The 20,223-nt window shown below is 27.9% G+C and carries 24 protein-coding genes; 10 read left to right on the forward strand and 14 right to left on the reverse strand.

Annotation, left to right across the window (positions count from 1 at the left end):
- Window position 1 precedes the first annotated feature (1 nt).
- The 6 genes from MHL31_RS01780 to MHL31_RS01805 all read right to left on the reverse strand — a co-directional run bounded on the left by MHL31_RS01780 (window position 2) and on the right by MHL31_RS01805 (window position 5,027).
- Complete coding sequence (locus MHL31_RS01780; protein WP_240227366.1) at window positions 2–835, reverse strand: rhomboid family intramembrane serine protease; 834 nt, start codon at window positions 833–835, stop codon at window positions 2–4.
- A gap of 1 nt (window position 836) precedes the next feature.
- Window positions 837–1,571, reverse strand: coding sequence for a rhomboid family intramembrane serine protease (locus MHL31_RS01785; RefSeq protein ID WP_240227367.1), 735 nt, complete (start codon window positions 1,569–1,571; stop codon window positions 837–839).
- A gap of 23 nt (window positions 1,572–1,594) precedes the next feature.
- Window positions 1,595–3,409 carry a DNA mismatch repair endonuclease MutL gene (mutL, locus tag MHL31_RS01790; protein ID WP_240227368.1) on the reverse strand — a complete coding sequence of 605 codons (1,815 nt, stop codon included), beginning with the start codon at window positions 3,407–3,409 and terminating at the stop codon, window positions 1,595–1,597.
- The gene (locus MHL31_RS01795) at window positions 3,409–3,699 is read right to left on the reverse strand and encodes a hypothetical protein (RefSeq protein WP_240227369.1); all 291 of its coding nucleotides are present in this window, start codon (window positions 3,697–3,699) and stop codon (window positions 3,409–3,411) included. Before MHL31_RS01795 ends, mutL begins: the two co-directional genes overlap by 1 nt.
- A gap of 77 nt (window positions 3,700–3,776) precedes the next feature.
- Window positions 3,777–4,256 carry a 6,7-dimethyl-8-ribityllumazine synthase gene (ribH, locus tag MHL31_RS01800; RefSeq protein WP_240227370.1) on the reverse strand — a complete coding sequence of 160 codons (480 nt, stop codon included), beginning with the start codon at window positions 4,254–4,256 and terminating at the stop codon, window positions 3,777–3,779.
- A 6-nt stretch (window positions 4,257–4,262) separates the two neighbouring features.
- On the reverse strand, window positions 4,263–5,027 hold the full coding sequence (locus tag MHL31_RS01805; RefSeq protein ID WP_240227371.1) for a tol-pal system YbgF family protein: 765 nt from the start codon (window positions 5,025–5,027) through the stop codon (window positions 4,263–4,265).
- A 112-nt stretch (window positions 5,028–5,139) separates the two neighbouring features.
- Here MHL31_RS01805 and MHL31_RS01810 point away from each other — a divergent pair, with 112 nt between their 5' ends.
- Together MHL31_RS01810 and MHL31_RS01815 are read left to right on the forward strand one after the other, a co-directional pair.
- On the forward strand, window positions 5,140–6,219 hold the full coding sequence (locus MHL31_RS01810) for a DNA replication/repair protein RecF (RefSeq protein ID WP_240227372.1): 1,080 nt from the start codon (window positions 5,140–5,142) through the stop codon (window positions 6,217–6,219).
- Complete coding sequence (locus MHL31_RS01815; RefSeq protein ID WP_240227373.1) at window positions 6,219–6,515, forward strand: DUF721 domain-containing protein; 297 nt, start codon at window positions 6,219–6,221, stop codon at window positions 6,513–6,515. The genes MHL31_RS01810 and MHL31_RS01815 overlap by 1 nt, the downstream gene beginning before the upstream one ends.
- A 55-nt stretch (window positions 6,516–6,570) precedes the next feature.
- Here the strand turns inward: MHL31_RS01815 and MHL31_RS01820 are convergent, their stop codons facing one another.
- Both MHL31_RS01820 and MHL31_RS01825 read right to left on the reverse strand, forming a co-directional pair.
- Window positions 6,571–6,990 carry a nucleoside-diphosphate kinase gene (locus tag MHL31_RS01820; protein WP_240227374.1) on the reverse strand — a complete coding sequence of 140 codons (420 nt, stop codon included), beginning with the start codon at window positions 6,988–6,990 and terminating at the stop codon, window positions 6,571–6,573.
- Window positions 6,991–7,054: 64 nt separating this feature from the next.
- Window positions 7,055–8,068 carry an alkaline phosphatase D family protein gene (locus MHL31_RS01825; RefSeq protein WP_240227375.1) on the reverse strand — a complete coding sequence of 338 codons (1,014 nt, stop codon included), beginning with the start codon at window positions 8,066–8,068 and terminating at the stop codon, window positions 7,055–7,057.
- An 84-nt stretch (window positions 8,069–8,152) separates the two neighbouring features.
- Between MHL31_RS01825 and MHL31_RS01830 the strand changes: the two genes are divergently transcribed.
- The 5 genes from MHL31_RS01830 to MHL31_RS01850 are packed head-to-tail and all read left to right on the forward strand — an operon-like array spanning window position 8,153 to window position 12,153.
- Window positions 8,153–9,184, forward strand: coding sequence for a bifunctional oligoribonuclease/PAP phosphatase NrnA (locus MHL31_RS01830; protein WP_240227376.1), 1,032 nt, complete (start codon window positions 8,153–8,155; stop codon window positions 9,182–9,184).
- Window positions 9,174–9,719 (forward strand): gliding motility-associated peptidyl-prolyl isomerase GldI, encoded by a 546-nt coding sequence (gene gldI / locus MHL31_RS01835; RefSeq protein WP_240227377.1) that lies wholly within the window; start codon window positions 9,174–9,176, stop codon window positions 9,717–9,719. Before MHL31_RS01830 ends, gldI begins: the two co-directional genes overlap by 11 nt.
- Entirely contained in the window at window positions 9,706–10,434 is a 729-nt protein-coding gene (locus MHL31_RS01840) for an FKBP-type peptidyl-prolyl cis-trans isomerase (RefSeq protein ID WP_240227378.1), read from the forward strand. Before gldI ends, MHL31_RS01840 begins: the two co-directional genes overlap by 14 nt.
- Window positions 10,435–10,447: 13 nt before the next feature.
- Window positions 10,448–11,566: a peptidylprolyl isomerase gene (locus MHL31_RS01845; protein ID WP_240227379.1), complete on the forward strand. Its 1,119-nt coding sequence runs from the start codon at window positions 10,448–10,450 to the stop codon at window positions 11,564–11,566.
- Between the two features lie 17 nt (window positions 11,567–11,583).
- Complete coding sequence (locus tag MHL31_RS01850) at window positions 11,584–12,153, forward strand: phosphatase PAP2 family protein (RefSeq protein ID WP_240227380.1); 570 nt, start codon at window positions 11,584–11,586, stop codon at window positions 12,151–12,153.
- Here MHL31_RS01850 and MHL31_RS01855 read toward each other — a convergent pair.
- The 6 genes from MHL31_RS01855 to MHL31_RS01880 are packed head-to-tail and all read right to left on the reverse strand — an operon-like array spanning window position 12,146 to window position 18,060.
- Window positions 12,146–12,811, reverse strand: a complete 666-nt coding sequence (locus MHL31_RS01855; protein WP_240227381.1) for a hypothetical protein — start codon at window positions 12,809–12,811, stop codon at window positions 12,146–12,148. The two genes, MHL31_RS01850 and MHL31_RS01855, sit on opposite strands and share 8 nt — an antisense overlap.
- A gap of 58 nt (window positions 12,812–12,869) precedes the next feature.
- Window positions 12,870–14,495, reverse strand: coding sequence for a glycosyltransferase family 39 protein (locus MHL31_RS01860; protein ID WP_240227382.1), 1,626 nt, complete (start codon window positions 14,493–14,495; stop codon window positions 12,870–12,872).
- Window positions 14,496–14,501: 6 nt separating this feature from the next.
- Entirely contained in the window at window positions 14,502–15,902 is a 1,401-nt protein-coding gene (locus MHL31_RS01865) for a glycosyltransferase family 39 protein (RefSeq protein WP_240227383.1), read from the reverse strand.
- Between the two features lie 2 nt (window positions 15,903–15,904).
- Complete coding sequence (locus tag MHL31_RS01870) at window positions 15,905–16,663, reverse strand: glycosyltransferase (RefSeq protein ID WP_240227384.1); 759 nt, start codon at window positions 16,661–16,663, stop codon at window positions 15,905–15,907.
- Between the two features lie 60 nt (window positions 16,664–16,723).
- Window positions 16,724–17,347 (reverse strand): lipid-A-disaccharide synthase N-terminal domain-containing protein, encoded by a 624-nt coding sequence (locus MHL31_RS01875; RefSeq protein WP_240227385.1) that lies wholly within the window; start codon window positions 17,345–17,347, stop codon window positions 16,724–16,726.
- A complete protein-coding gene (locus tag MHL31_RS01880; protein WP_240227386.1) occupies window positions 17,347–18,060 on the reverse strand; it encodes a glycosyltransferase in 714 nt (237 codons plus the stop codon). The genes MHL31_RS01875 and MHL31_RS01880 overlap by 1 nt, the downstream gene beginning before the upstream one ends.
- A 135-nt stretch (window positions 18,061–18,195) precedes the next feature.
- Between MHL31_RS01880 and MHL31_RS01885 the strand changes: the two genes are divergently transcribed.
- The 3 genes from MHL31_RS01885 (at window position 18,196) to yidD (ending at window position 20,209) form a co-directional block, all read left to right on the forward strand.
- Window positions 18,196–18,354: a hypothetical protein gene (locus tag MHL31_RS01885; RefSeq protein ID WP_240227387.1), complete on the forward strand. Its 159-nt coding sequence runs from the start codon at window positions 18,196–18,198 to the stop codon at window positions 18,352–18,354.
- Window positions 18,355–18,471: 117 nt separating this feature from the next.
- Window positions 18,472–19,950: a cysteine--tRNA ligase gene (gene cysS / locus MHL31_RS01890; protein ID WP_240227388.1), complete on the forward strand. Its 1,479-nt coding sequence runs from the start codon at window positions 18,472–18,474 to the stop codon at window positions 19,948–19,950.
- A gap of 1 nt (window position 19,951) precedes the next feature.
- Window positions 19,952–20,209: a membrane protein insertion efficiency factor YidD gene (gene yidD / locus MHL31_RS01895; protein WP_240227389.1), complete on the forward strand. Its 258-nt coding sequence runs from the start codon at window positions 19,952–19,954 to the stop codon at window positions 20,207–20,209.
- Window positions 20,210–20,223: the final 14 nt, after the last annotated feature.

Genomic DNA, 20,223 nt, shown 5'->3' on the forward strand with positions numbered 1-20,223 from the left:
CTTATTTTTTTCCTGCTCTAAATAAAAAATCCTTTTCTTCTTGGGTTAAACTTTCGTAGCCAGATTTGCTAATTTTATCTAAAATAAGATCAATTTTACGTTGTTTAGGAATTGATATGTCATTTTTAGAAGTGCGTCCTTTTGATTTATGAACTGTTTTTAATGGCGAATTCTCTTTAGGTTTTATAAAATTACTAAAATAATTTAATAAGCCTTCAAACCATTTTCCAATATCGTTTCCTTTTTCTAATTGATTTGCATAGATAAACCCAAACAAAGCACCGCTTAAATGTGCAATGGCACCTCCATTGTCAGGGTTTGCTAATTGTAATATACTCATAGAAACCCATATTGCTGCAAGTACCCATAATTCTACACTACCAATAAAACGTAATTGTATAGCATATCTTGGAATTTTAGTTGCTATAGCTACAAATATTGTACTAACAGCAGCTGAAGCACCTCCTAAAGGAGCACCGTTTTTTAAAGCAAAATAATTATAGGTTAAAAAAGCGATAGCACCAATAATAGCACCTAAAAAATAGAAATTTAAAAATTGTTTTTTAGTGAAAAAATCTAAAAATAAATTACCAATATAATACAGTACAAGTAGGTTTGAAAGTATGTGAAACAATCTTTCGTGGATAAATGCATAGGAAATTAACGTCCAAGGTTTGTATAAAAAACTATTTAAACTAGTAGGTAAGGCAAACCATTGAATACTAAACTTTGTGAATATTACAGTTATTAAAAATAAAAATACATTTACGTAAATTATTTTTTCTACGGTATTTGCTTTATTATAAGCGTCTTTTATGTCGTTAATTATGTTCAAATTAATCCCAGCGTTTAAATTGGTTTTGTTTCCAATACCAAGCAATTAAAAATCCGATTAAAGCACCACCAACGTGTGCAAAATGTGCTACATTTCCAATAGAATATTTTGTCATACCAAAAAATAAATCTCCTAAAATAATTGCAGGAATAAAGTATTTGGCTGAAATAGGAACAGGAAAAAATATCAAAGCTAATTTAGCATTTGGAAAGCTCATTCCAAAAGCTACTAAAATACCATAAACAGCACCAGATGCACCAACAGCAGGCGTATGGTAGGTTGCATAAAATTCACTTAATTTAGATTCTGAAAGTGTTTGTAAAATACTATTGTTATAGCTTCCAGTATCTAGTATATTTTGAATATCTGTAGCAGATAAGCCCATATTAATTAATTGTTCGTAAACTCCATTAAATTGGTAATAATTTACTAAAGTATAAATAATACCAGCACCTAACCCTGCAGAAAGATAGAAAAATATAAATTTATTTCGTCCCCACATTTGTTCTAAAGGCGTTCCAAAAGCCCATAAACCATACATATTAAAAAGTATGTGCGAAAATCCACCGTGCATAAACATATGCGTTGCAAATTGCCAGAATCCAAATTTTGGATTTTCAGGAAAATAAAGCGCAAACATACTCTGTAAATCAAATCCTTGTATAAGTTGTGGCGCAATAAATAAAATTACATTTATTATTATTATATGTTTAACAGCTTCTGTAATTCGTCCCATAATTTTAATTTTTTAACAGCATATTAGTTGTTAAATTTTTTATCTATTTCATCGATATTAATAGTTATAAAAGTGGTTTTTCCAAATGGAGATAAATCAGGTTGTTTACAAGAAAATAATTTATTTACTAACTCTTCTTGTTCTTTTAAATCTAATTTATTACCTGTTTTTATAGCTAAACTCTTAGCTAAACTTTTAGCCATTATATCTGATTGGCTAAAGCTTGTATCAGGAATATCATTTTTTATAGCTTCTAATAATTCTTCTATTATTGTTGTTATTTGACTCTCAATTATTGTTATAGGCATTCCTTTAACAATAATTGTATCATCTAAAATACTATCAAATAAAAAACCAATATTTTCTAAATCTTCTTTAATACTTTTAATTAATTCAATATCTGTCTTGTTAAATGAAATTTCTAAAGGAAATAACAATTGCTGACTCATTGCTTCTTTAACGGTAATATTTTCTAAAAATTCTTCATATAAAATACGTTGATGCGCTAAATTTTGATTGATATAAACAATTCCAGATTTAATGCTACTTATGATGTATTTATTATGAATTTGATATGTTTTATTGGTTGCTTTTTCTTCTGTAAATAAAGAAGTGTTTACTGTTTCAGATTCTAATTCAATATTGCTTGTGTCAATTCCAGAATAAAGGCTTTCCCATTGTGTAGCTTTTTCACGTTTAAAAGGAAAATTCATAGATTTTTGTTCTTCCTTTTTAAAAGGATTGAAATTTGGATCTACTTGAACTTTAGGAGTGCTAGATTTTTTATCTTTAAAGTTATAAGGTGTGTCAAAAGAAGCACTTCTTTCAAAATCCAACACAGGAGCTACGTTATATTGTCCTAAACTATGTTTTATTGTTGAGCGTAAAATAGCATATAACGTTTTTTCATCATCAAATTTAATTTCCGTTTTTGTAGGATGAATATTAATGTCAATGCTTTTGGCTGGAACCGTTAAAAATAAAAAATATGTTGGATAGTGACCACTAGAAAGTAAACTTTCAAATGCACTGGTAACCGCATGATTTAAATATGCATTTTTTATAAATCGATTGTTTACAAAAAAGAATTGTTCGCCTCTTTTTTTCTTAGCAAATTCTGGTTTAGTTACAAAACCATTAATTTCAACAACATCTGTTACTTCATTAATTGGAACTAATTTTTCATTTGTTTTTTTACCTAAAATAGCAACAATACGTTGGCGTAAATTACTTGAAATTAAATTGTAAATTTCACTTTCGTTATGGTAAAATGAAAAAGAAATAGTTGGATGTGCCAAAGCAACACGTTGAAATTCATTTACAATATGACGCGTTTCAATGGTGTTGGATTTTAAAAAATTTCTACGAGCTGGAATGTTATAAAATAGATTTTTTACAGCAATAGAAGTTCCAGTTGTTGTTGCAATAGATTCTTGAGAAACTATGGAACTTCCTTCAATTTTTATTGAAGTTCCTAAGTCTGCATTCTCTTGTTTTGTTTTTAATGTAACATGTGCTATTGCAGCTATAGAAGCCAAGGCTTCACCTCTAAAACCTTTTGTATGTAAATTAAATAAATCTTCTGCTTTTTTAATTTTAGAAGTTGCGTGGCGTTCAAAACTTAATCTGGCATCGGTTTGGCTCATACCTTTGCCATTATCTATTACCTGAATTAGTATTTTTCCTGCATCTTTTATTATTAATTTAATATCAGTTGCCTCTGCGTCAATAGCATTTTCTAGTAGTTCTTTAACTACAGATGCTGGTCGTTGAACGACCTCTCCAGCGGCAATCTGATTTGCAACATGGTCAGGAAGTAGCTGAATAATATCCGACATTAAAATAATTTATGTAATTCAAAAATATAGGCTACAATTCCAACTAAAATGGCAATAATTATAGCCAATCTTAAATTAGTACCTCTATCTGTAGCACTTCTTTTATTTTTAACCCAATCGTTTTTAAGGTTGTTTTTAGATAAAGATATTTTAGGAGCATCTTCATCTTGTTTTTTATTTTTATGGTATTTATCCTCTAACTTATCCAAACGTTCTTTACGCTCGTCATAATAACGAGGTTTATAATCAAAAACATAGTGAGCACGAGGCTTGAATAATTTACCAAACATAAAAAATGAATTATACAGTAATCATCAAAATTACTGAATTATATAGTTGTGGTCAAGTTTTTTAAAAAAAGAGCGTGTTAAAACTCTCTTAAAGCAGCCATTTTTATTGCAGCTATGGCGCTTTCTATACCTTTATTTCCGTGTATTCCACCAGAACGGTCTATAGATTGTTGCTTGTTATTGTCTGTTAAAACGCAAAAAATAACTGGAACATTGTATTTAACATTTAAATCTTTTATTCCTTGAGTTACGCCATCACAAACAAAATCGAAATGTTTTGTTTCACCTTGAATTACATTTCCAATAGCAATAATTGCATCTACATTTTGAGATTCAATCATTTTTTTGCAACCAAAAACAAGTTCAAAACTACCTGGAACGTTCCATTTTATAATGTTTTCTTTAATTGCTCCATTTTCAGTTAATGCTTGAACAGCACCTAAATATAAGTTTTCAGTTATGTCTGAATTCCATTCAGAAACAACAATCCCAAATCGAAATTTATTCGCATTTGGGATTGTTGCTTTATCGTAATAAGATAAATCAGTTGTTGCCATTACAGCTTAGTTTTTTGATGCAAATGTTGCTTTATTAATATAAATATCTATATTTCTAGCCTCTGTTGCATTAGGATAGTCTTTTTTAATTTTTTCGAAAATATCTAAAGCTTTGCTGTAGTTTTCTATTTCCATAGCTGTATTTCCAGCTTTAAATAAGTATAATGGAGTAGAAAAATTATTTTCTTTTAATTCAGCTGCTTTTAAATAGTAATCTAAAGCATCTTCTGGTTGATTTATATCTGCAAAAGCATCTCCAATAGCACCTTTAGCTGTTGGACCTAATAATTCATCATCTGAAGAGAAATCTTCTAAATAATCAATTGCTTCTTTATATTTTTTTAATTTTAAATAAGATATACCAGCATAGTAGTTTGCTAGATTTCCTGCTTTAGTACCACTAAATTCACTAGCAATATCAACAAATCCATATTTTCCATCAGCACCTTCTAAACCTAAAACAAGTAAAGAATCTACAGCAACAGAATTTGTTAAAGCATCTTCAAAATAGGCTTTTGGAAAAGCTAATTCGTCAGCAGCTACTTTTTCTTTAGGTGCTTTTACAAATTTTTGAAAAGCTAAAAAACCTAAAATTCCAACTACAATTAAACCTAGTACAATAAAAATTGTTTTTTGGTTTTTTATTATAAATTGTTCTGATTTTGATGCGGTTTCATCTAAAGTATTAAATACTTCAGCTGTTGTAGAATTATTTTCTATAGCAGTCTGAGTTTTTTTTGCTTTACTCCCTTTCTTTTTATATGTTGCCATTTGTTGTAAAATTTGTAGGCGCAAAAATATAATTTTTAATTGGAAAGTAAAAATGCAATTGTGTCTAAATTTTCATTTATTTTGAATAATTTTAAACTTTATAAAAAATTAGATGCATTTACAGAAAATTACACTTGTTAATTTTAAGAATTTCGAATCGCAAAGCTTTGATTTTGAGGATAAAATAAATTGTTTTGTTGGTAATAATGGTGTTGGTAAAACCAATGTGTTAGATGCAATTTATTATTTATCTTTTGCAAAAAGTTACTTTAATCCGGTTGCAATTCAGAATATAAGACACCATCAGGAGTTTTTTATGATACAAGGTGAGTACCTTTTGGAAGAAAAAATTGCAACTGTTGTGTGTAGTTTAAAACGAGGAAGCAAAAAAGTATTAAAACGAAACGGTAAAGTTTATGAAAAGTTTTCGGATCATATTGGGCATTTACCTTTAGTAATTATTTCACCTGCAGATAGAGATTTAATTATTGAAGGAAGTGATACACGTAGAAAATTTATAGATAATGTAATTTCTCAATCGGATAAAGAATACCTTCAAATAATTTTAAAGTATAATAAGGTATTAGCACAACGCAATTCACTTTTAAAATATTTTGCTGCTAATAGAACTTTTGATGCGGTAAATTTAAAAGTTTATGATGAGCAGTTAAAAATGTATGGTTCTATAATTTTTGAAAAAAGAACTGCTTTTTTAGATGCTTTTATACCTATTTTTAGAGAAAGGTACAAATCAATTTCTAACAGTAAAGAAGTTGTAAATATGTTTTATAAATCGCAATTAAAAGAAGGTGATTTACTTGAATTATTAGAAAAAAACCTTGAAAGAGATCGTGTTTTACAATATACAAGCGTTGGAACTCATAAAGATGATTTAATTTTTGAAATAAATGGGTATCCGGTTAAAAAATTTGGTTCTCAAGGTCAACAGAAATCGTATTTAATAGCTTTAAAGTTAGCGCAATTCGATTTTATGAAATCTAAATCTAATGTAAAACCCATTCTTTTATTAGATGATATATTTGATAAATTAGATGATTTGCGAGTTGAACAATTAATAAATTTAGTAAATAACGATCATTTTGGACAATTATTTATAAGTGATACACACGAAGAAAGAACAGAAGAAGTTGTTAAAAGAACACAACAATCTTATAAAATATTTAAATTATAATGGCAAAAAGACAGAACGAGTTTCATTCTATTCAAGATTTAATGAAAGATGTTATAAAGGAAAATAAACTTACAAAAGGAATGCACCAATTATCAGTTAATGAAGCTTGGGCAACACTTATGGGAAATGGAATTGTGTCGAATACTAATAATGTAGAACTAAAAGGAAAAACATTAATTGTAAATTTAAAATCTTCTGTTTTAAGAGAAGAATTAAGTTATGGAAAAGAGAAAATTGTTAAAATGATGAATGAAGAATTAGGGGAGACTCTAATCTCTAAAATAATTTTGTGTTAAAAAAAAACGGTTGTTTAAGAGATAAACAACCGTTTTTTATATTTTTTAAAAAGTTTTAAAACATTTGTCTACCAGAAAAATGAAAATTACTTTCAATTTCAGCATTTTCATCACTATCTGAACCATGAATTGCATTAAAACTAATAGATTCTGCATATATTTTTCTAATGGTACCTTCAGCAGCATCTTCTGGATTAGTAGCACCAATTAATACTCTAAAGTCTTCAACTGCATTTTCTTTTTCTAAAATAGCTGCTACTATTGGACCACGAGTCATATACTCTACAAGTTCACCAAAAAACGGACGTTCTTTGTGAATAGCATAGAATTGTTCTGCATGTGCTACGCTTAATCGTGTCATTTTTAAAGCTACAATTTTAAAACCTGCAGCATTTATTTTTTCTAATATTGCTCCAATATATCCTTTTTCTATAGAATCAGGTTTTAACATTGTAAATGTTCTGTTTGTTGCCATTATAATTTTAGTTTAGTATTTTAATTGTAGCAAATATAGTATTTTATATATAAAGTAAAGTTACTTAATTATACCTTTGAATCACAGATTCATAAACCTTATTTTTTTCTCCTCTCATCTCCATAATAACCGTATTTGTTTTAAAGTTAAATTTAAGAATTCCAAAACTTTTTTCTGCTACAACATCGCTAATTCTGTATTTATTTGGTTCTCCTTTATAACTGGTATAGGAGTGTGTAAGACCACTTGATGTAAAATCTATTAGAGGATAATTAAGCGCTTTTATTTCTTTTTTTGAAATTTCAGAAATATGTCTGTCCCCAGAAAGAATAATTGTGTTTTTTGCTTTTGTTTTTATAATTAAGTTTTCTAGTTTATCAACTTCATGAGGCATATTTCCCCAGCTTTCAAAGCCGTGTTCCGAAGATAAAAATTGAATGCTACTAATAATAATATTAAATTTAGCAGTGGAGTTTTGAAGCTGATTTTGTAACCAATTCCATTGTTTTTCTCCTAACATAGTACCTTTACCATATTTATTAGGCTTGTATCTTTTTTGTGTAATTGTATCTGGTGTTAAAGCTGTTCTAAAATAGCGAGTGTCTAACAAAATAACTTTTAGGGTATTGTTGTTGTCAATTTTATAATCTTTGGAATAATAAATACCTTCTTGATTTCTTCTTTTATCATCTTTATTAACATCTAAAAAATCTAAAAATAATTGTTGTGCTTCATTTTTTTTAGAATATTCGTTGCCACCATCATTTAAACCGTAATCGTGATCGTCCCAAGTAGCAAGTATTTCCACATTTTTTTCAAAATTAGAATAGCTAGAATCTTGTTTTTGTTTTAGATAGTTTTCTTGCATAAAAGACATGTCTTCAGTATCAGTATAAATTATATCGCCACCCCAAATCCAAATATCTGGTTTGTTTTTTTCAATTTCATTCCATAATACATTGTCTAAAACTTGATTGTTGCAAGAGCCAAAAGCTATAGTAAAATAGGGATCGATTTCTTTATGTTTACAAGAATTAAGTATGGTTAAAAAAAATAAAAAGATAAAAGTGTACCTCATAATATGAAATTTTGGGACTAATTTAAGGAAATATGAGGAGTTATATGAAATAAAATAGGTTAATAAATTGTATATTTGTAGCTTATGAATGAAAGAGAATATAAGGAAGTAAAAGAGTTACTTTCAAGTAAAAAAAATATTGTATTAGTTCCACATAGAAATCCTGATGGCGATGCTATTGGTGCTAGTTTAGCAATGTATCATTACTTACAAAATACCGGTCATAATGTTACTGTTATTGCTCCAAACGATTATCCATCTTTTTTAAAATGGATGCCAAAATCTAAAGATGTTTTAAAATTTGATATGCAAAATAGGCAATCTAAAAGAGCGATTGATGAAGCTTCTATTGTGTTTTTATTAGATTTTAATGCATTGCATCGTGTTGGTTCAGATATGGAAAATACCTTGAAGGACTTTGAAGGTACATTTATTATGATTGACCATCATCAACAACCAGATGCTATTGCGAAGTATTTATTTTCCGATACATCAATTTGTTCTACTTGTCAAATGGTATATCATTTTTTAGAAAATATAGATGCAGTTGACAGCATAGATACATCTATTGCAACCAGTTTATATACAGGGATAATGACGGATACTGGATCGTTTAGATTTGCTTCAACAACTAGTACAACACATAGAATTATTGCTGATTTAATTGATAAAGGAGCTAATAATGCATTAATACATAATAATGTGTACGATACAAATTCTTATAGCAGATTGCAACTTTTAGGATGTGCTTTAAGTAATTTAAAGGTTGAAGAAACACTGAAAACCGCATATATTACGTTAACACAACAAGAATTAGACGAATTTAATTATCAAAAAGGAGATACAGAAGGTGTTGTAAATTATGCTTTATCTTTAAATGGGGTTATTTTTGCAGTAATTTTTATTGAAGATGTAGAACAAAAGATTGTTAAAATTTCGTTTAGATCCAAAGGTAGTTTTTCAGTTAATAAATTTGCAAGAGAACATTTTAATGGAGGTGGACATGACAATGCAGCAGGAGGTAGGTCCGAAATATCTTTAAACGAAACTGTTTCTAAATTTTTAGATATATTACCAAATTATAAAACCGAATTGTTAAATTCTTATGAAGCTTAGTTTATTTAGTATTTTTCTAATTTTTACTATGCTTTCTTGTACAGGTCCAGAAGCAAGAAAACCTATATTAAGAAAGTCTTCTTCTGTAATGCATAAGTCTGTACAATTTAATAAAGCACTAATAACAGCTCAAGAAAATGCATTTGAAAAACTAATAAAATTAGATTCGTTAAGTACTTATATTTTAAGTAATTTTGGCTTCAAATATAAAGTTAATGTAAAATCAAAAACTGGTTATTTTCCAAAAACGGGTGATGAAATTTTTTATACATATGATGTGTATAATATGGAATATCAACCAATTTATAGTAGTGCCGAAATTGGTGTTCAAAAATATATAGTTGATAAACAAGAAATAATAGAAGGTCTTAGAGAAGGTCTAAAATTAATGAATGTTGGAGACAATGTAACTTTTTTGTTCCCATCTCATAAAGTTTTTGGATATTTGGGTGATCAAAAAAAAATAGGGATAAATCAACCCTTAATATATAAAGTTCAATTAATTAAAATAAATAAAAAAAATGAAAGTAATTAAATTCTTATTTCTAGGTGCAATTGTAATTTCACTAGCTTCTTGTAACAACCAAGCAACAACTTTAAAATCACTAGATTCTGAAATCGATTCTGTAAGTTATGCTCTAGGATTGGATATGGGAATGAAAATAAAAATGAATTTTGAAGATATAAATCAAGATGCTTATGTTCAAGGTATGAAAAATGGAATAGACTCTACAAATATGTTGTTAGCGTCAAAAGATATTAATGGTATTATTAATTCTTATTTCCAAAAATTACAACAAGAAAAAATGAAAGAACAACAAGAAGCAGCAGCTAAACAAGCTGAATTAGATTTTGCTGATTCAAAGGCTGCAGGTGAAAAGTTCTTAGAAGAAAATAAAACAAAAGATGGTGTGGTAACTACAGATAGTGGTTTACAATATATTGTAATGAAAGAAGGAAGTGGTGAAAAACCAGTTGCTAATTCTAAAGTAAAAGTACATTACCACGGAACTTTAACAGATGGTACTGTATTCGATAGTTCTGTTGATAGAGGACAACCTGCAGAATTTTTGGCAAATCAAGTAATAAAAGGATGGACTGAAGGTTTACAATTAATGTCTGTTGGTTCTAAATATAAATTCTTTATACCTCAAGAGTTAGGATATGGAGCAACACCACGTGCAGGTGGAAAAATTAAACCATTTGATGTTTTAGTTTTTGAAGTAGAGTTATTAGAAATTGTTAAATAATAAGTTCATAATAATGAAAGTATTACAACTAGTTTTAATTAGTGTAGTTTTAACATTATCAGCTTGTAAGCCTACTAAATATACAGATTTAGATGATGGGATGTATGCTGATTTGGAAACTAATAAGGGAGCAATTTTATTAAAACTTGAATTTGAAAAAACACCAATAACGGTTGCAAATTTTGTTTCATTAGCTAATGGTACCAATAAACAAGTTGTAGATTCTTTAAAAGGAGTTAATTTTTACAATGGTTTAAAGTTTCATAGAGTACTTAATAATTTTATGATACAAACCGGAGATCCTTTAGCAACTGGATCAGGAGGACCTGGATATAAATTTATAGACGAATTTCCAAAAGATACAAATGGAGACCTATTATTAAAACATGATAAGGCCGGTATTTTATCTATGGCAAATTGGGGCCCTCCAAATACTAATGGAAGTCAATTTTTTATAACACATAAAGATACGCCTTGGTTAGATGGAATTCATACGGTATTTGGAAATGTTGTTAAAGGACAAGCAGTGGTAGATTCAATAGTTCAGAATGATACCATTGTAACTCTTGAAATTATAAAAATTGGTAAAGCAGCTAAAAAGTTTAAGGCAGCTAAGATTTTTGATGAATTTTATGTTAAATATCAAAAAGAATTAGAAGAAACTCAAGCTAAAATTGATGCAGCAAGTGCTAGTGCTTTAAAAAGGTTTAATAAAAACAAAGAAAAAGCAACAGAATTAGCCTCGGGACTTAAAATTTTTATAACTGAAACTAAAAACGGAGAAAAACCAAAAAATGGTGCTAAAGTTAAAGTAGCTTATTCAGGTTATTTTACCGATGGTAAATTATTTGATACTAGCTATAAAGAAGTTGCAGAAGCATATGGAGTTTATGACGAGAAAAAAGATTCAAAAAACGGATATAAACCATTTTCAAGTATCTATGGACCTCAAGCTCGTTTAATTTCTGGTTTTAAGGAAGGTTTACAACAACTAAAAATAGGAGACAAAGCAATGCTTTTTATACCTGCTCATTTAGGATATGGAGCACAAGGTGCTGGTAAAGTAATTCCGCCAAACTCAGATTTAGTTTTTGAAATTGAATTAGTCTCTTTAGACAGTTCTGATAATTAATAATATTTTAGAATTCAATGATAGAATCAATTATTGATAAAGATATTGAATTACTAATTTTCCTAAATAATTTAGGAACAACTCAATGGGATGGCTTTTGGCTTATTGTAACAAATAAGTTTAGTGCCATCCCATTATATATCTTATTACTTTATTTAGCTTTTAAAAATTACGGTTTAAAAAAAACAGTTGTTATAGTGCTTTTTATAGCATTATTAATTGCTGCTTCAGATCAAACTAGTAATTTATTTAAGTATGGTTTTAAACGATTGAGACCTTGCCATGATGAGTCTATAGCAGACTTAATAAGATTGGTTAAATCTAGGTGTGGAGGAATGTACTCTTATTTTTCGGCACATGCATCAAATTCAATGGCAATCGCTGTTTTTTTTAGTTTACTATTGAAAGATAAAGTAAAATTCCTTTCTTATTTTTTAATAATATGGGCATTATTTGTAGCTTATAGTAGAATCTATATTGGAGTACATTTTCCATTAGATGTGTTTACTGGAGCTTTAATAGGTGTTATTTATGCAATTGTGTGTTATAAATTATTTAAATTTTTTACACGAAAAATCCTTACTTAGAGTAAATATTTTTATTTAATGGGTTTAAAAATATTAAAAAGAAAATTACACCAAAAGCCAACTCATACAATTCCCATTTTCTTTCTGAATCTATAAATACTAGCAAACCAGTAATAATTAAAAATGCAATGGTATAATGCCATTTTACAATAGGTACAGCAAATAGATTCGCTAATTTTTTAATAGCTTCAACCTTTCTATATAGAAATGGAGTAATTATTAAATAAAGTACCAATACAGCAGTTAATAATTGGCTAAAGATAATTTTATTTACTTTTTTTCCGTCAACAACAAGATTATGTAAATTAGTTTCTGCTTGAGCATTATTTTCTAAAAAATACTCTGAAGATTCAATATTAAATATACGTTGTCCCCAAGAAACTTCTTCACCTGCACCAAAAATAAAAACAAAGGCAATGGCCAAAATTCCAACTTTCCAAAGAGGTTTTTTATATTTTTGAAGTTTAATAAAACGACTTATTAAAAGTAAGCTAGAACAAAACAGTAAAATTGCTGTTCCATATTCTACAATACCATCTTCTTTTGTGTAAAACTCGTCAAAATATTGAAGGTCTGTATTTGCAATATAAATTCCAATTCCAAAAACTAGAAGTAAAAATAAATAAGCAATTTTATCGATTTTAGTAAGTGTTTTCATCTGTATATTTTTAAGGGAAAGCGTTCTTTTTAAGATCTAATAGTATTTGTCAAAAGTACTATTTTTTTGATACTAAATAAAATTGTCTAATCAAACGTTTTTTATTTTTTGAACCAACATTTAGATTGTAAGTTTCGGTTAGCTTTAAATTGTAATTTTTAGAGAGTTGTGTGGTTATTTTTTCAACATCATCATTCATTATTAAAATACCAAATTTACTTTCAGAAGGAATTTCTAAATGTTCGTTTTTATAAATATCTTTTAAAATTCCGTTATAATTCCAAAGTAATTCGGGTGTAATTTCACCAATTGAATAGGTGTTAATTTGTTCTTGATGTTCAATTGAATGTAGGGTGTTTATAGCATTAAAGTTATCATTTTTATTTAAAATTTTTGAAATAGGTAAGCCAAAAAGAAAAATAGCAACCATAAATAACACAGTTAAATAAAATACATTCTTAATATTTTTACGAATTAAATTTATTAATAATAAACTGCCAATTGTTAGACTTGCTATAGCAGTTAAAATATAGTTTATAATGTAATTACTTAAGTCATTTTTTAAAATTATATATAAACCAATTGGTAAAATTATTGCAATAATTGCAATAAGACCAAAATTAAAATAAACAGGAATTGTTTCTTTTTTTGATGTTGATTTAGAAAAGTTCTGTATTAAATATTGAATATAACAACCTGTATTTAAAGCTAAAGGTATTAATACAGGCATTAAATAACGTGCTTTTTTTTCTGGTATTAATGATAGTAGTATTACAGCTATTAAAGTCCACCAAAAAGTAAATTTATATACTTTTTTATAAGTAATACGCTTTATTAAGTAAGGGTAGAGTAAGCCTATAAAAGCAGGGATTGTCCATAAACCAGATTGTGTAAAAAAGCTCCAATAATAATAAAAAGGTTTTACATTATAACTACTCCAATTTCCAGTTTCTTTAGTAGCAATTTCTAAAAATGCTTGTGTATCAGCAATTCTAACGTAGATATACCACCAACTTCCAATAATTAAAAATAAGATTATAGATACTATAAATGGTACTAATTTTTGTTTAAAGTTTTTAAATTTAAAAACAATACCATATGAAATTAAGAAAGGTAAAAATACTGCAAATAAAGAAACGGGACCTTTACTCATAATTGAAAGTCCAATAAATAATGCTGCTAAAATAATTTTTTTCCAATGGGTTTGTTTAGCTTCAAAAAAAAGAAATAAATAATACAAACCAGCAAACATAAATCCGTGAGCAAAAATATCCCAAGGTGCTTCATTAATTATTCCAAATACATAAAAAGATGTAATTAAAATTAAACTATTATTTAAGCTATGTTTTTTTGAAAGTTCTAATTTTAAAGAAAAATAGTAAGCGAAAACACCCAAAAACAACACCATTAAAGCTGCTGGTAATCGTAGTGCAAACAGGCTCTGTGCTCCAAAAGTTAAAGCAGAAATGGCTGTAATCCAAGTTGGTAATGGAGGTTTTTGATACCTTGCTTCGCCATTCATAGTGGTTAATAGCCAATTGTTATCTTGTATAATTTCTCGAGCCGTAATAAAATTACGAGCTTCCATAATAGTAACATTTGGTACGTCTAAATGGACTAATAACATAAGTACAATTAGAATTGATAGTGTTATAATCGGATATTTTTCTAAAGTTTTTATCATTTTAATTTAATTGAAAATATAACTACTTTTTTTATAATTAGACATTGTTTCTTTTAAGAGTTTTAAATTTTTAGAATCAATGTTTTTAATTTTTTTATGTGGTATAATTATCAAAAAAGGTTCTTTTGAGTTTATTTTTTTTGATAATTCAATATTATCTTTAATTGTTTTTACACTCCCTTTTGAATAAAACTGACTTGAATAACTTTTATTTTCCCAATGATAAATGGGCAGAGTTTTGTTGCTATTATTTTCAATAAGAAATTTATCAGAATTGATATAATAGTTTTTATTGTTGATTAAAGTTGCTATACTAAAAATAAGTAACGCAAGTATTGGTATTGCTAAAGCAATAGTAATAATTTGTTTTTTGTACTTAATTTCATTCCAATAATGTGTTGTTAATAATGCAATTGGAACCATAATTGGCATAATGTACGGGTGGATTAAACTTTTAGAAATTGTAAAGAATAAAGGAGTCCATAAAAGCCATAAAAGTAAAAAAGTTAACCATTTATCTTTAAAAAGTTGCGTTTTATTTTTCCATAGTTTAACAGTTAAAACTTGTATCCAAGGAATTGCAAAAAGAAATAAAAATACCCAAATCATTCCTATAGGTTGAGATTTTGGGAAACCATATTTATCACCTTTCCAATCAGAACTTAAAAAGCGTTTAAAATGTTCTCCAACAATAAAATAGTCAATAAAACCAGGTGTTTTTTGTTCTGCCAAATAATACCAAGGAATTGCGATAATACTTGTTATTAATGTTCCTAAAATCCAAGGAAATGAACCCCAAACTGTTTTGAATTTTTTAAAAATTAACATCCAAATAAAGATAGGAGGAGCTGTTAAAATAATAATTATTGGTCCTTTTGCTAAAAGTCCTAAACCTAATCCAATAAAAAATAGGTATTTCCATAAAAACTGTTTTTTATTATGGATACTTTCCCAAAAAGAAACCATTACTAAAGTAACACAAAAAGCTAAAGCTGTATCTGTTGAAACTACTCCAGTGTGTAAAATAAATTCGGGAATGGTGAGTAAAATTAATGCAGGAATAAAAAAATTTAAACCGTTACGTTTTGCATACTTTCCAATTAAAAGGATTACGAAAATGTTTAAAAGTAAATATGGAAATCTAGCAGCGAATTCATTTACACCAAAAATATTAAAACTTATGGCAGATAACCAGGTTGATAATGGAGGTTTTGCCCAAAATGGAACGCCGTAGTCTATTTGTAAGGTTGTCCAATTATTTGTTTCGGCCATTATCCTTGCAATTTCCGCATAGCGAGCTTCAGTTTTATCCATTAAAGGAATGGCATAATTTAAAAAGCTTCTAATTAAAATTAGTAAAACAACCCAAAAATTATAAGGATTTATTTTTTTAGAAAAAAAAATCATAATTAATCTAAACCTATTTTTCGTGTTTTATATGTTTTTTGAATTTTAAATAAATCGACCCAAAGTTTAAAAAAATAACTTAATTTAACTTTAGACTCATCATAATCTATCCAAGTTTTTAAAGGGACTTCTTTACATATTTCGCTCATTTTTTCTCGGTTATAAATTAAAATCATTCTATTAAAAAGTTCTACATCAAATAACCATTTTGATATAAATTTTTCAGAAAAAAGTTTTTTCGAAAGTTCGGAGTTAAATATTTTGCATCCGCATTGTGTATCGTAAATTGTTAATTTTAATTGTTGTGAGATAAAAATAGCGATAATTCTACCAATAATATGTCGAATTTTTTTGCGATTTATAATTGTATCAATTTTTGCAATTCTAGAACCAAAAGCAAATACAATTTTATCTTTTACAAGTTTGCTAATTTCTAAACATTCTTCAAGTGTGGTTGCTAAATCAGCATCTAAATATGCAATTTTTTCAGAAGGAAAAGTTTTATTGCAATGTAAAATACCAGTTCTTACTGTTTCTGCTTTTCCAGAATTTTTATCCATTGAAATTAGATCTACTTTTTCAGGAAAGTTTGTTTTTATTTTAGTGAGAATTTTTAAGGTATCATCATTAGAACCATCATTAACAAAGCAGATTATAATATTATTGTATTTATTTAAAAACGAAGTATAACGAGTTGTGTTTAGCCTTTTTTCTTCATTATAACAAGGAATTACAATGCATAATTGAAATGATTTTGGCATTCGTTAAATTGTTTTTTAAATAATTATTAATTATTAGGAGTTATACAAATATATAATTTACTACTTAATCTGTTTTCTTAAAATTAAAATATTCCTAAAATAAATTATAGAACCCATTAAATGTCCAATTAATAAAACTGGATCTTTTCTTAAAATGGCATAGGTTAAAATTAGACTAGAACCTATTAAACTCAATAACCAAAATCCGAATGGTAAAGATGATTTTTTATTTTTTTCAGAATACAACCATTGGTATATAAATCGCAATGTAAAAATAACTTGAGCAATGCTTCCTAAAAGTAATAACCAGAGAGGAATGGCATCGTTTCTAAACAATTTATCAATATCGTATGTGTTATTATTGTATGAGTATATTATTAATAAAATCGGGAAAATTAATAAAAACCACCGTACTGGTTTTGGGGCTTTTTGCCACTCACCTTGTAATTGTAAATTTCTAATATATATAAAGTAGGTAAGAGCTTGTCCAAGCATAATGGCAAAATCATCTCTTAAATAACCATAGACAAACAATAAAAAAGAGGCAATTAAACTTAATTTCCAAAAAAGGGAAGGTGTTAATACCTTTTTGCTTTTTTCAGATAAAATCCATTGTAAAATTAATCTTCCTGAAAATAATAACTGGGCAAAAAATCCAACGGTATAGATAATCCAGTCGTTCATTATCCTTTTTTAACAATGCTGTAATTAATGTACTTTTTCTTCATCCATAGGTAAGCAAAGCAATCCATTAACGGACCTAATAACCTATTCCATAAACCGTATTTTGCTTCGCCAGCAATACGCGGAAAATGTTGTACTGGAATTTGTTTTATGGTACCATTTTGTAATAATATCATTGCTGGTAAAAAGCGATGTAAGCCTTTAAACATAGGAATGTTTTTAGCAAATTCGGTTTTAATTACTTTTAACGGACAACCTGTATCATCCATTCCATCGTGTGTAAAAGAACGTCTTATGCCGTTTGCAATTGTAGAAGACATGTTTTTTACAAATGTATCTTTTCGGTTCGCCCTTACACCAGTTACTAAATCGTAGTTTTCTATTTCTTTTAATAAAAGATTAAAATCTTCTGGAGCCGTTTGTAAGTCAGAGTCTATATAACCAACCAATTCGGTATCAACATTTTTAAATCCAGCAGTAATTGCAGCACTTAATCCACAATTTTTTTCAAAATTAATAAATTCAAAATCGGAGTTGTTTGTACAAATTTCTTCAATTAATTGTTGACTGTTGTCTTTACTTCCGTCGTTTACAAAGAGTACTTTTGTTTTTTTTGTTGCAATTTTAATATAATTAGAAAGTTCTTGTTCTACACGTTTTAAATTATCTTCTTCATTATAAACAGGAACAATAATGGTAAATTGGTAACTCATTTTTGTTTTATTCTTTTATTAATTTAAGCTAAATGGTAGCTTAATAAAATTTCGGTAAATTTAAAATATTTATTTTGATAAAAATGCAACGCACTAAACAATGTTTCGTCTTTATTTATAGAAGTTGATTATTAAATGAGTAAAACTAATTATTTACACAACCAAATTATTGCAAACTGCAAGTTGAATAAAGCAAAAGTACAGATGCAGTTGTATGATTTATATAGTGAAGCGATGTTTGTAATTGCTAATCTTTATGTTAAAAATAATTTAGAAGCTGAAGATGTTATGTAAGATGCTTTTATCAAGGTTTTAAAAAATCCATTATTATAACTTAGTATTAACAAATAGAAAGTTTTTCCGTTACATAATTGTTATTATCTTTACAGCTTCAAATGCAAACTATTATTAATGGAATTATACAAATCAAATCAGCTAAAAATATACAATTCTTTAACTAAAACTAAAGAGGTTTTTAAACCCGTAATAGACGGTAAAGTTGGAATGTATGTTTGCGGTCCTACAGTTTATAGTAATGTACATTTAGGAAATGTAAGAACATTTATGTCTTTTGATATGATTTTCCGTTATTTAAAACATTTAGGCTATAAAGTACGTTATGTGCGTAATATTACCGATGCTGGTCATTTAGAAAACGATGCAGATGCAGGTGAAGATCGTATTGCTAAAAAGGCACGTTTAGAGCAAATAGAACCTATGGAAGTGGTGCAACGTTATACCGTTGATTTTCATAATACTTTGCAAACTATAAATAATTTACCGCCAAGTATTGAGCCTACAGCTACAGGACATATAGTTGAGCAAATTGAAATAATTAAAGATATTTTAGACAAAGGAATGGCATATGAAGTGAACGGTTCTGTGTATTTTGATGTGTTAAAATATAATGAGACTGAAAACTATGGTATTCTTTCTGGTAGAAATATCGAAGATTCTATTCATAATACAAGAACCTTAGATGGACAATCAGAAAAGAAAAATCCACAAGATTTTGCACTTTGGAAAAAAGCAGATGAGCGTCATATAATGCGTTGGCCTTCACCTTGGAGTGATGGTTTTCCTGGTTGGCATTTAGAATGTTCAGCTATGAGTACAAAGTATTTAGGTGAAACTTTTGATATACACGGTGGAGGAATGGATTTAAAATTTCCACACCACGAATGTGAAATTGCACAATCAAAAACTAATAATGGTGTAAATCCTGTTAATTATTGGATGCACGCAAATATGTTGATTTTAAACGGTCAGAAAATGGCAAAATCAACAGGGAATTTTATTTTACCTAATGAAATATTCTCAGGAAATAATAAAATTTTAAGTAAAGCATTTTCACCAAGTGCAACACGTTTTTTTATGTTGCAAGCTAATTATAGAAGCATTTTAGATTTTACAAATGCAGGTTTAGAAGCTTCAGAAAAAGGGTATATTAAATTAATGGAGGCTGTAAGTAGCTTAGAGAAATTAGAAGCTGCTAAAACTTCATCGTTAGATTTTAAAGCATGGAAACAAAAATGTTACGATGCTATGAACGATGATTTTAACACTCCAATGTTAATAGCTAATTTATTTGATGCAGTAAAATACATCAACCTTTTAATTGAAAAGAAAGCAACAATTTCTACAGAAGATTTACAAGATTTTACAACAACAATTAACGCTTTTGTATTTGATGTTTTAGGGTTGAAAAATGAGTTGCAAGAAGATAGCTCAGATAAATTGTCGGGTGTTGTAACTATGCTAATTGAAATGAGAAAAAAAGCAAGAGCTGATAAAGATTGGGCATTGTCTGATAAAATTAGAGATCAGTTAGCAGATTTAGGAATTCAATTAAAAGATGGGAAAGAAGGAACTACTTTTTCAGTAAATTAATTTGAAAAGTATAACAAAAATATTAGCAATTCCTTTTATTTGGTTGGTACGTTTTTACCAAGCGGCAATATCACCGTATACACCATCGGCTTGTAGATATACACCAACTTGTTCTAGTTATACATTAGAAGCATTAAAGGTACATGGTATTTTTAAAGGTGGTTGGTTAGCAATTAAAAGAATTGGAAGTTGTCATCCTTGGGGAGGAAGTGGTTATGACCCTGTTCCAGAAAAAGACAATACACAAAAGAAAAAATAATTAAATTTTATATA

Source organism: Lutibacter sp. A80, from assembly GCF_022429645.1.
GTDB lineage: Bacteria > Bacteroidota > Bacteroidia > Flavobacteriales > Flavobacteriaceae > Lutibacter.

What these genes read in the sequence shown, in the direction of transcription:
- MHL31_RS01815 (WP_240227373.1), top strand. Translation starts at nt 6,219, where the DNA reads ATGGCAAAAAGACAGAACGAGTTTCATTCTATTCAAGATTTAATGAAA.
- MHL31_RS01840 (WP_240227378.1), top strand. Translation starts at nt 9,706, where the DNA reads ATGAAAGTAATTAAATTCTTATTTCTAGGTGCAATTGTAATTTCACTA.
- MHL31_RS01845 (WP_240227379.1), top strand. Translation starts at nt 10,448, where the DNA reads ATGAAAGTATTACAACTAGTTTTAATTAGTGTAGTTTTAACATTATCA.
- MHL31_RS01850 (WP_240227380.1), top strand. Translation starts at nt 11,584, where the DNA reads ATGATAGAATCAATTATTGATAAAGATATTGAATTACTAATTTTCCTA.
- mutL (WP_240227368.1), bottom strand. Translation starts at nt 3,409, where the DNA reads ATGTCGGATATTATTCAGCTACTTCCTGACCATGTTGCAAATCAGATT.
- MHL31_RS01830 (WP_240227376.1), top strand. Translation starts at nt 8,153, where the DNA reads ATGAATGAAAGAGAATATAAGGAAGTAAAAGAGTTACTTTCAAGTAAA.
- MHL31_RS01880 (WP_240227386.1), bottom strand. Translation starts at nt 18,060, where the DNA reads ATGAGTTACCAATTTACCATTATTGTTCCTGTTTATAATGAAGAAGAT.
- MHL31_RS01785 (WP_240227367.1), bottom strand. Translation starts at nt 1,571, where the DNA reads ATGGGACGAATTACAGAAGCTGTTAAACATATAATAATAATAAATGTA.
- ribH (WP_240227370.1), bottom strand. Translation starts at nt 4,256, where the DNA reads ATGGCAACAACTGATTTATCTTATTACGATAAAGCAACAATCCCAAAT.
- MHL31_RS01820 (WP_240227374.1), bottom strand. Translation starts at nt 6,990, where the DNA reads ATGGCAACAAACAGAACATTTACAATGTTAAAACCTGATTCTATAGAA.
- MHL31_RS01805 (WP_240227371.1), bottom strand. Translation starts at nt 5,027, where the DNA reads ATGGCAACATATAAAAAGAAAGGGAGTAAAGCAAAAAAAACTCAGACT.
- gldI (WP_240227377.1), top strand. Translation starts at nt 9,174, where the DNA reads ATGAAGCTTAGTTTATTTAGTATTTTTCTAATTTTTACTATGCTTTCT.
- MHL31_RS01810 (WP_240227372.1), top strand. Translation starts at nt 5,140, where the DNA reads ATGCATTTACAGAAAATTACACTTGTTAATTTTAAGAATTTCGAATCG.
- MHL31_RS01795 (WP_240227369.1), bottom strand. Translation starts at nt 3,699, where the DNA reads ATGTTTGGTAAATTATTCAAGCCTCGTGCTCACTATGTTTTTGATTAT.
- MHL31_RS01885 (WP_240227387.1), top strand. Translation starts at nt 18,196, where the DNA reads ATGAGTAAAACTAATTATTTACACAACCAAATTATTGCAAACTGCAAG.
- MHL31_RS01825 (WP_240227375.1), bottom strand. Translation starts at nt 8,068, where the DNA reads ATGAGGTACACTTTTATCTTTTTATTTTTTTTAACCATACTTAATTCT.
- MHL31_RS01865 (WP_240227383.1), bottom strand. Translation starts at nt 15,902, where the DNA reads ATGATTTTTTTTTCTAAAAAAATAAATCCTTATAATTTTTGGGTTGTT.
- cysS (WP_240227388.1), top strand. Translation starts at nt 18,472, where the DNA reads ATGGAATTATACAAATCAAATCAGCTAAAAATATACAATTCTTTAACT.
- MHL31_RS01860 (WP_240227382.1), bottom strand. Translation starts at nt 14,495, where the DNA reads ATGATAAAAACTTTAGAAAAATATCCGATTATAACACTATCAATTCTA.
- MHL31_RS01870 (WP_240227384.1), bottom strand. Translation starts at nt 16,663, where the DNA reads ATGCCAAAATCATTTCAATTATGCATTGTAATTCCTTGTTATAATGAA.
- MHL31_RS01855 (WP_240227381.1), bottom strand. Translation starts at nt 12,811, where the DNA reads ATGAAAACACTTACTAAAATCGATAAAATTGCTTATTTATTTTTACTT.
- MHL31_RS01875 (WP_240227385.1), bottom strand. Translation starts at nt 17,347, where the DNA reads ATGAACGACTGGATTATCTATACCGTTGGATTTTTTGCCCAGTTATTA.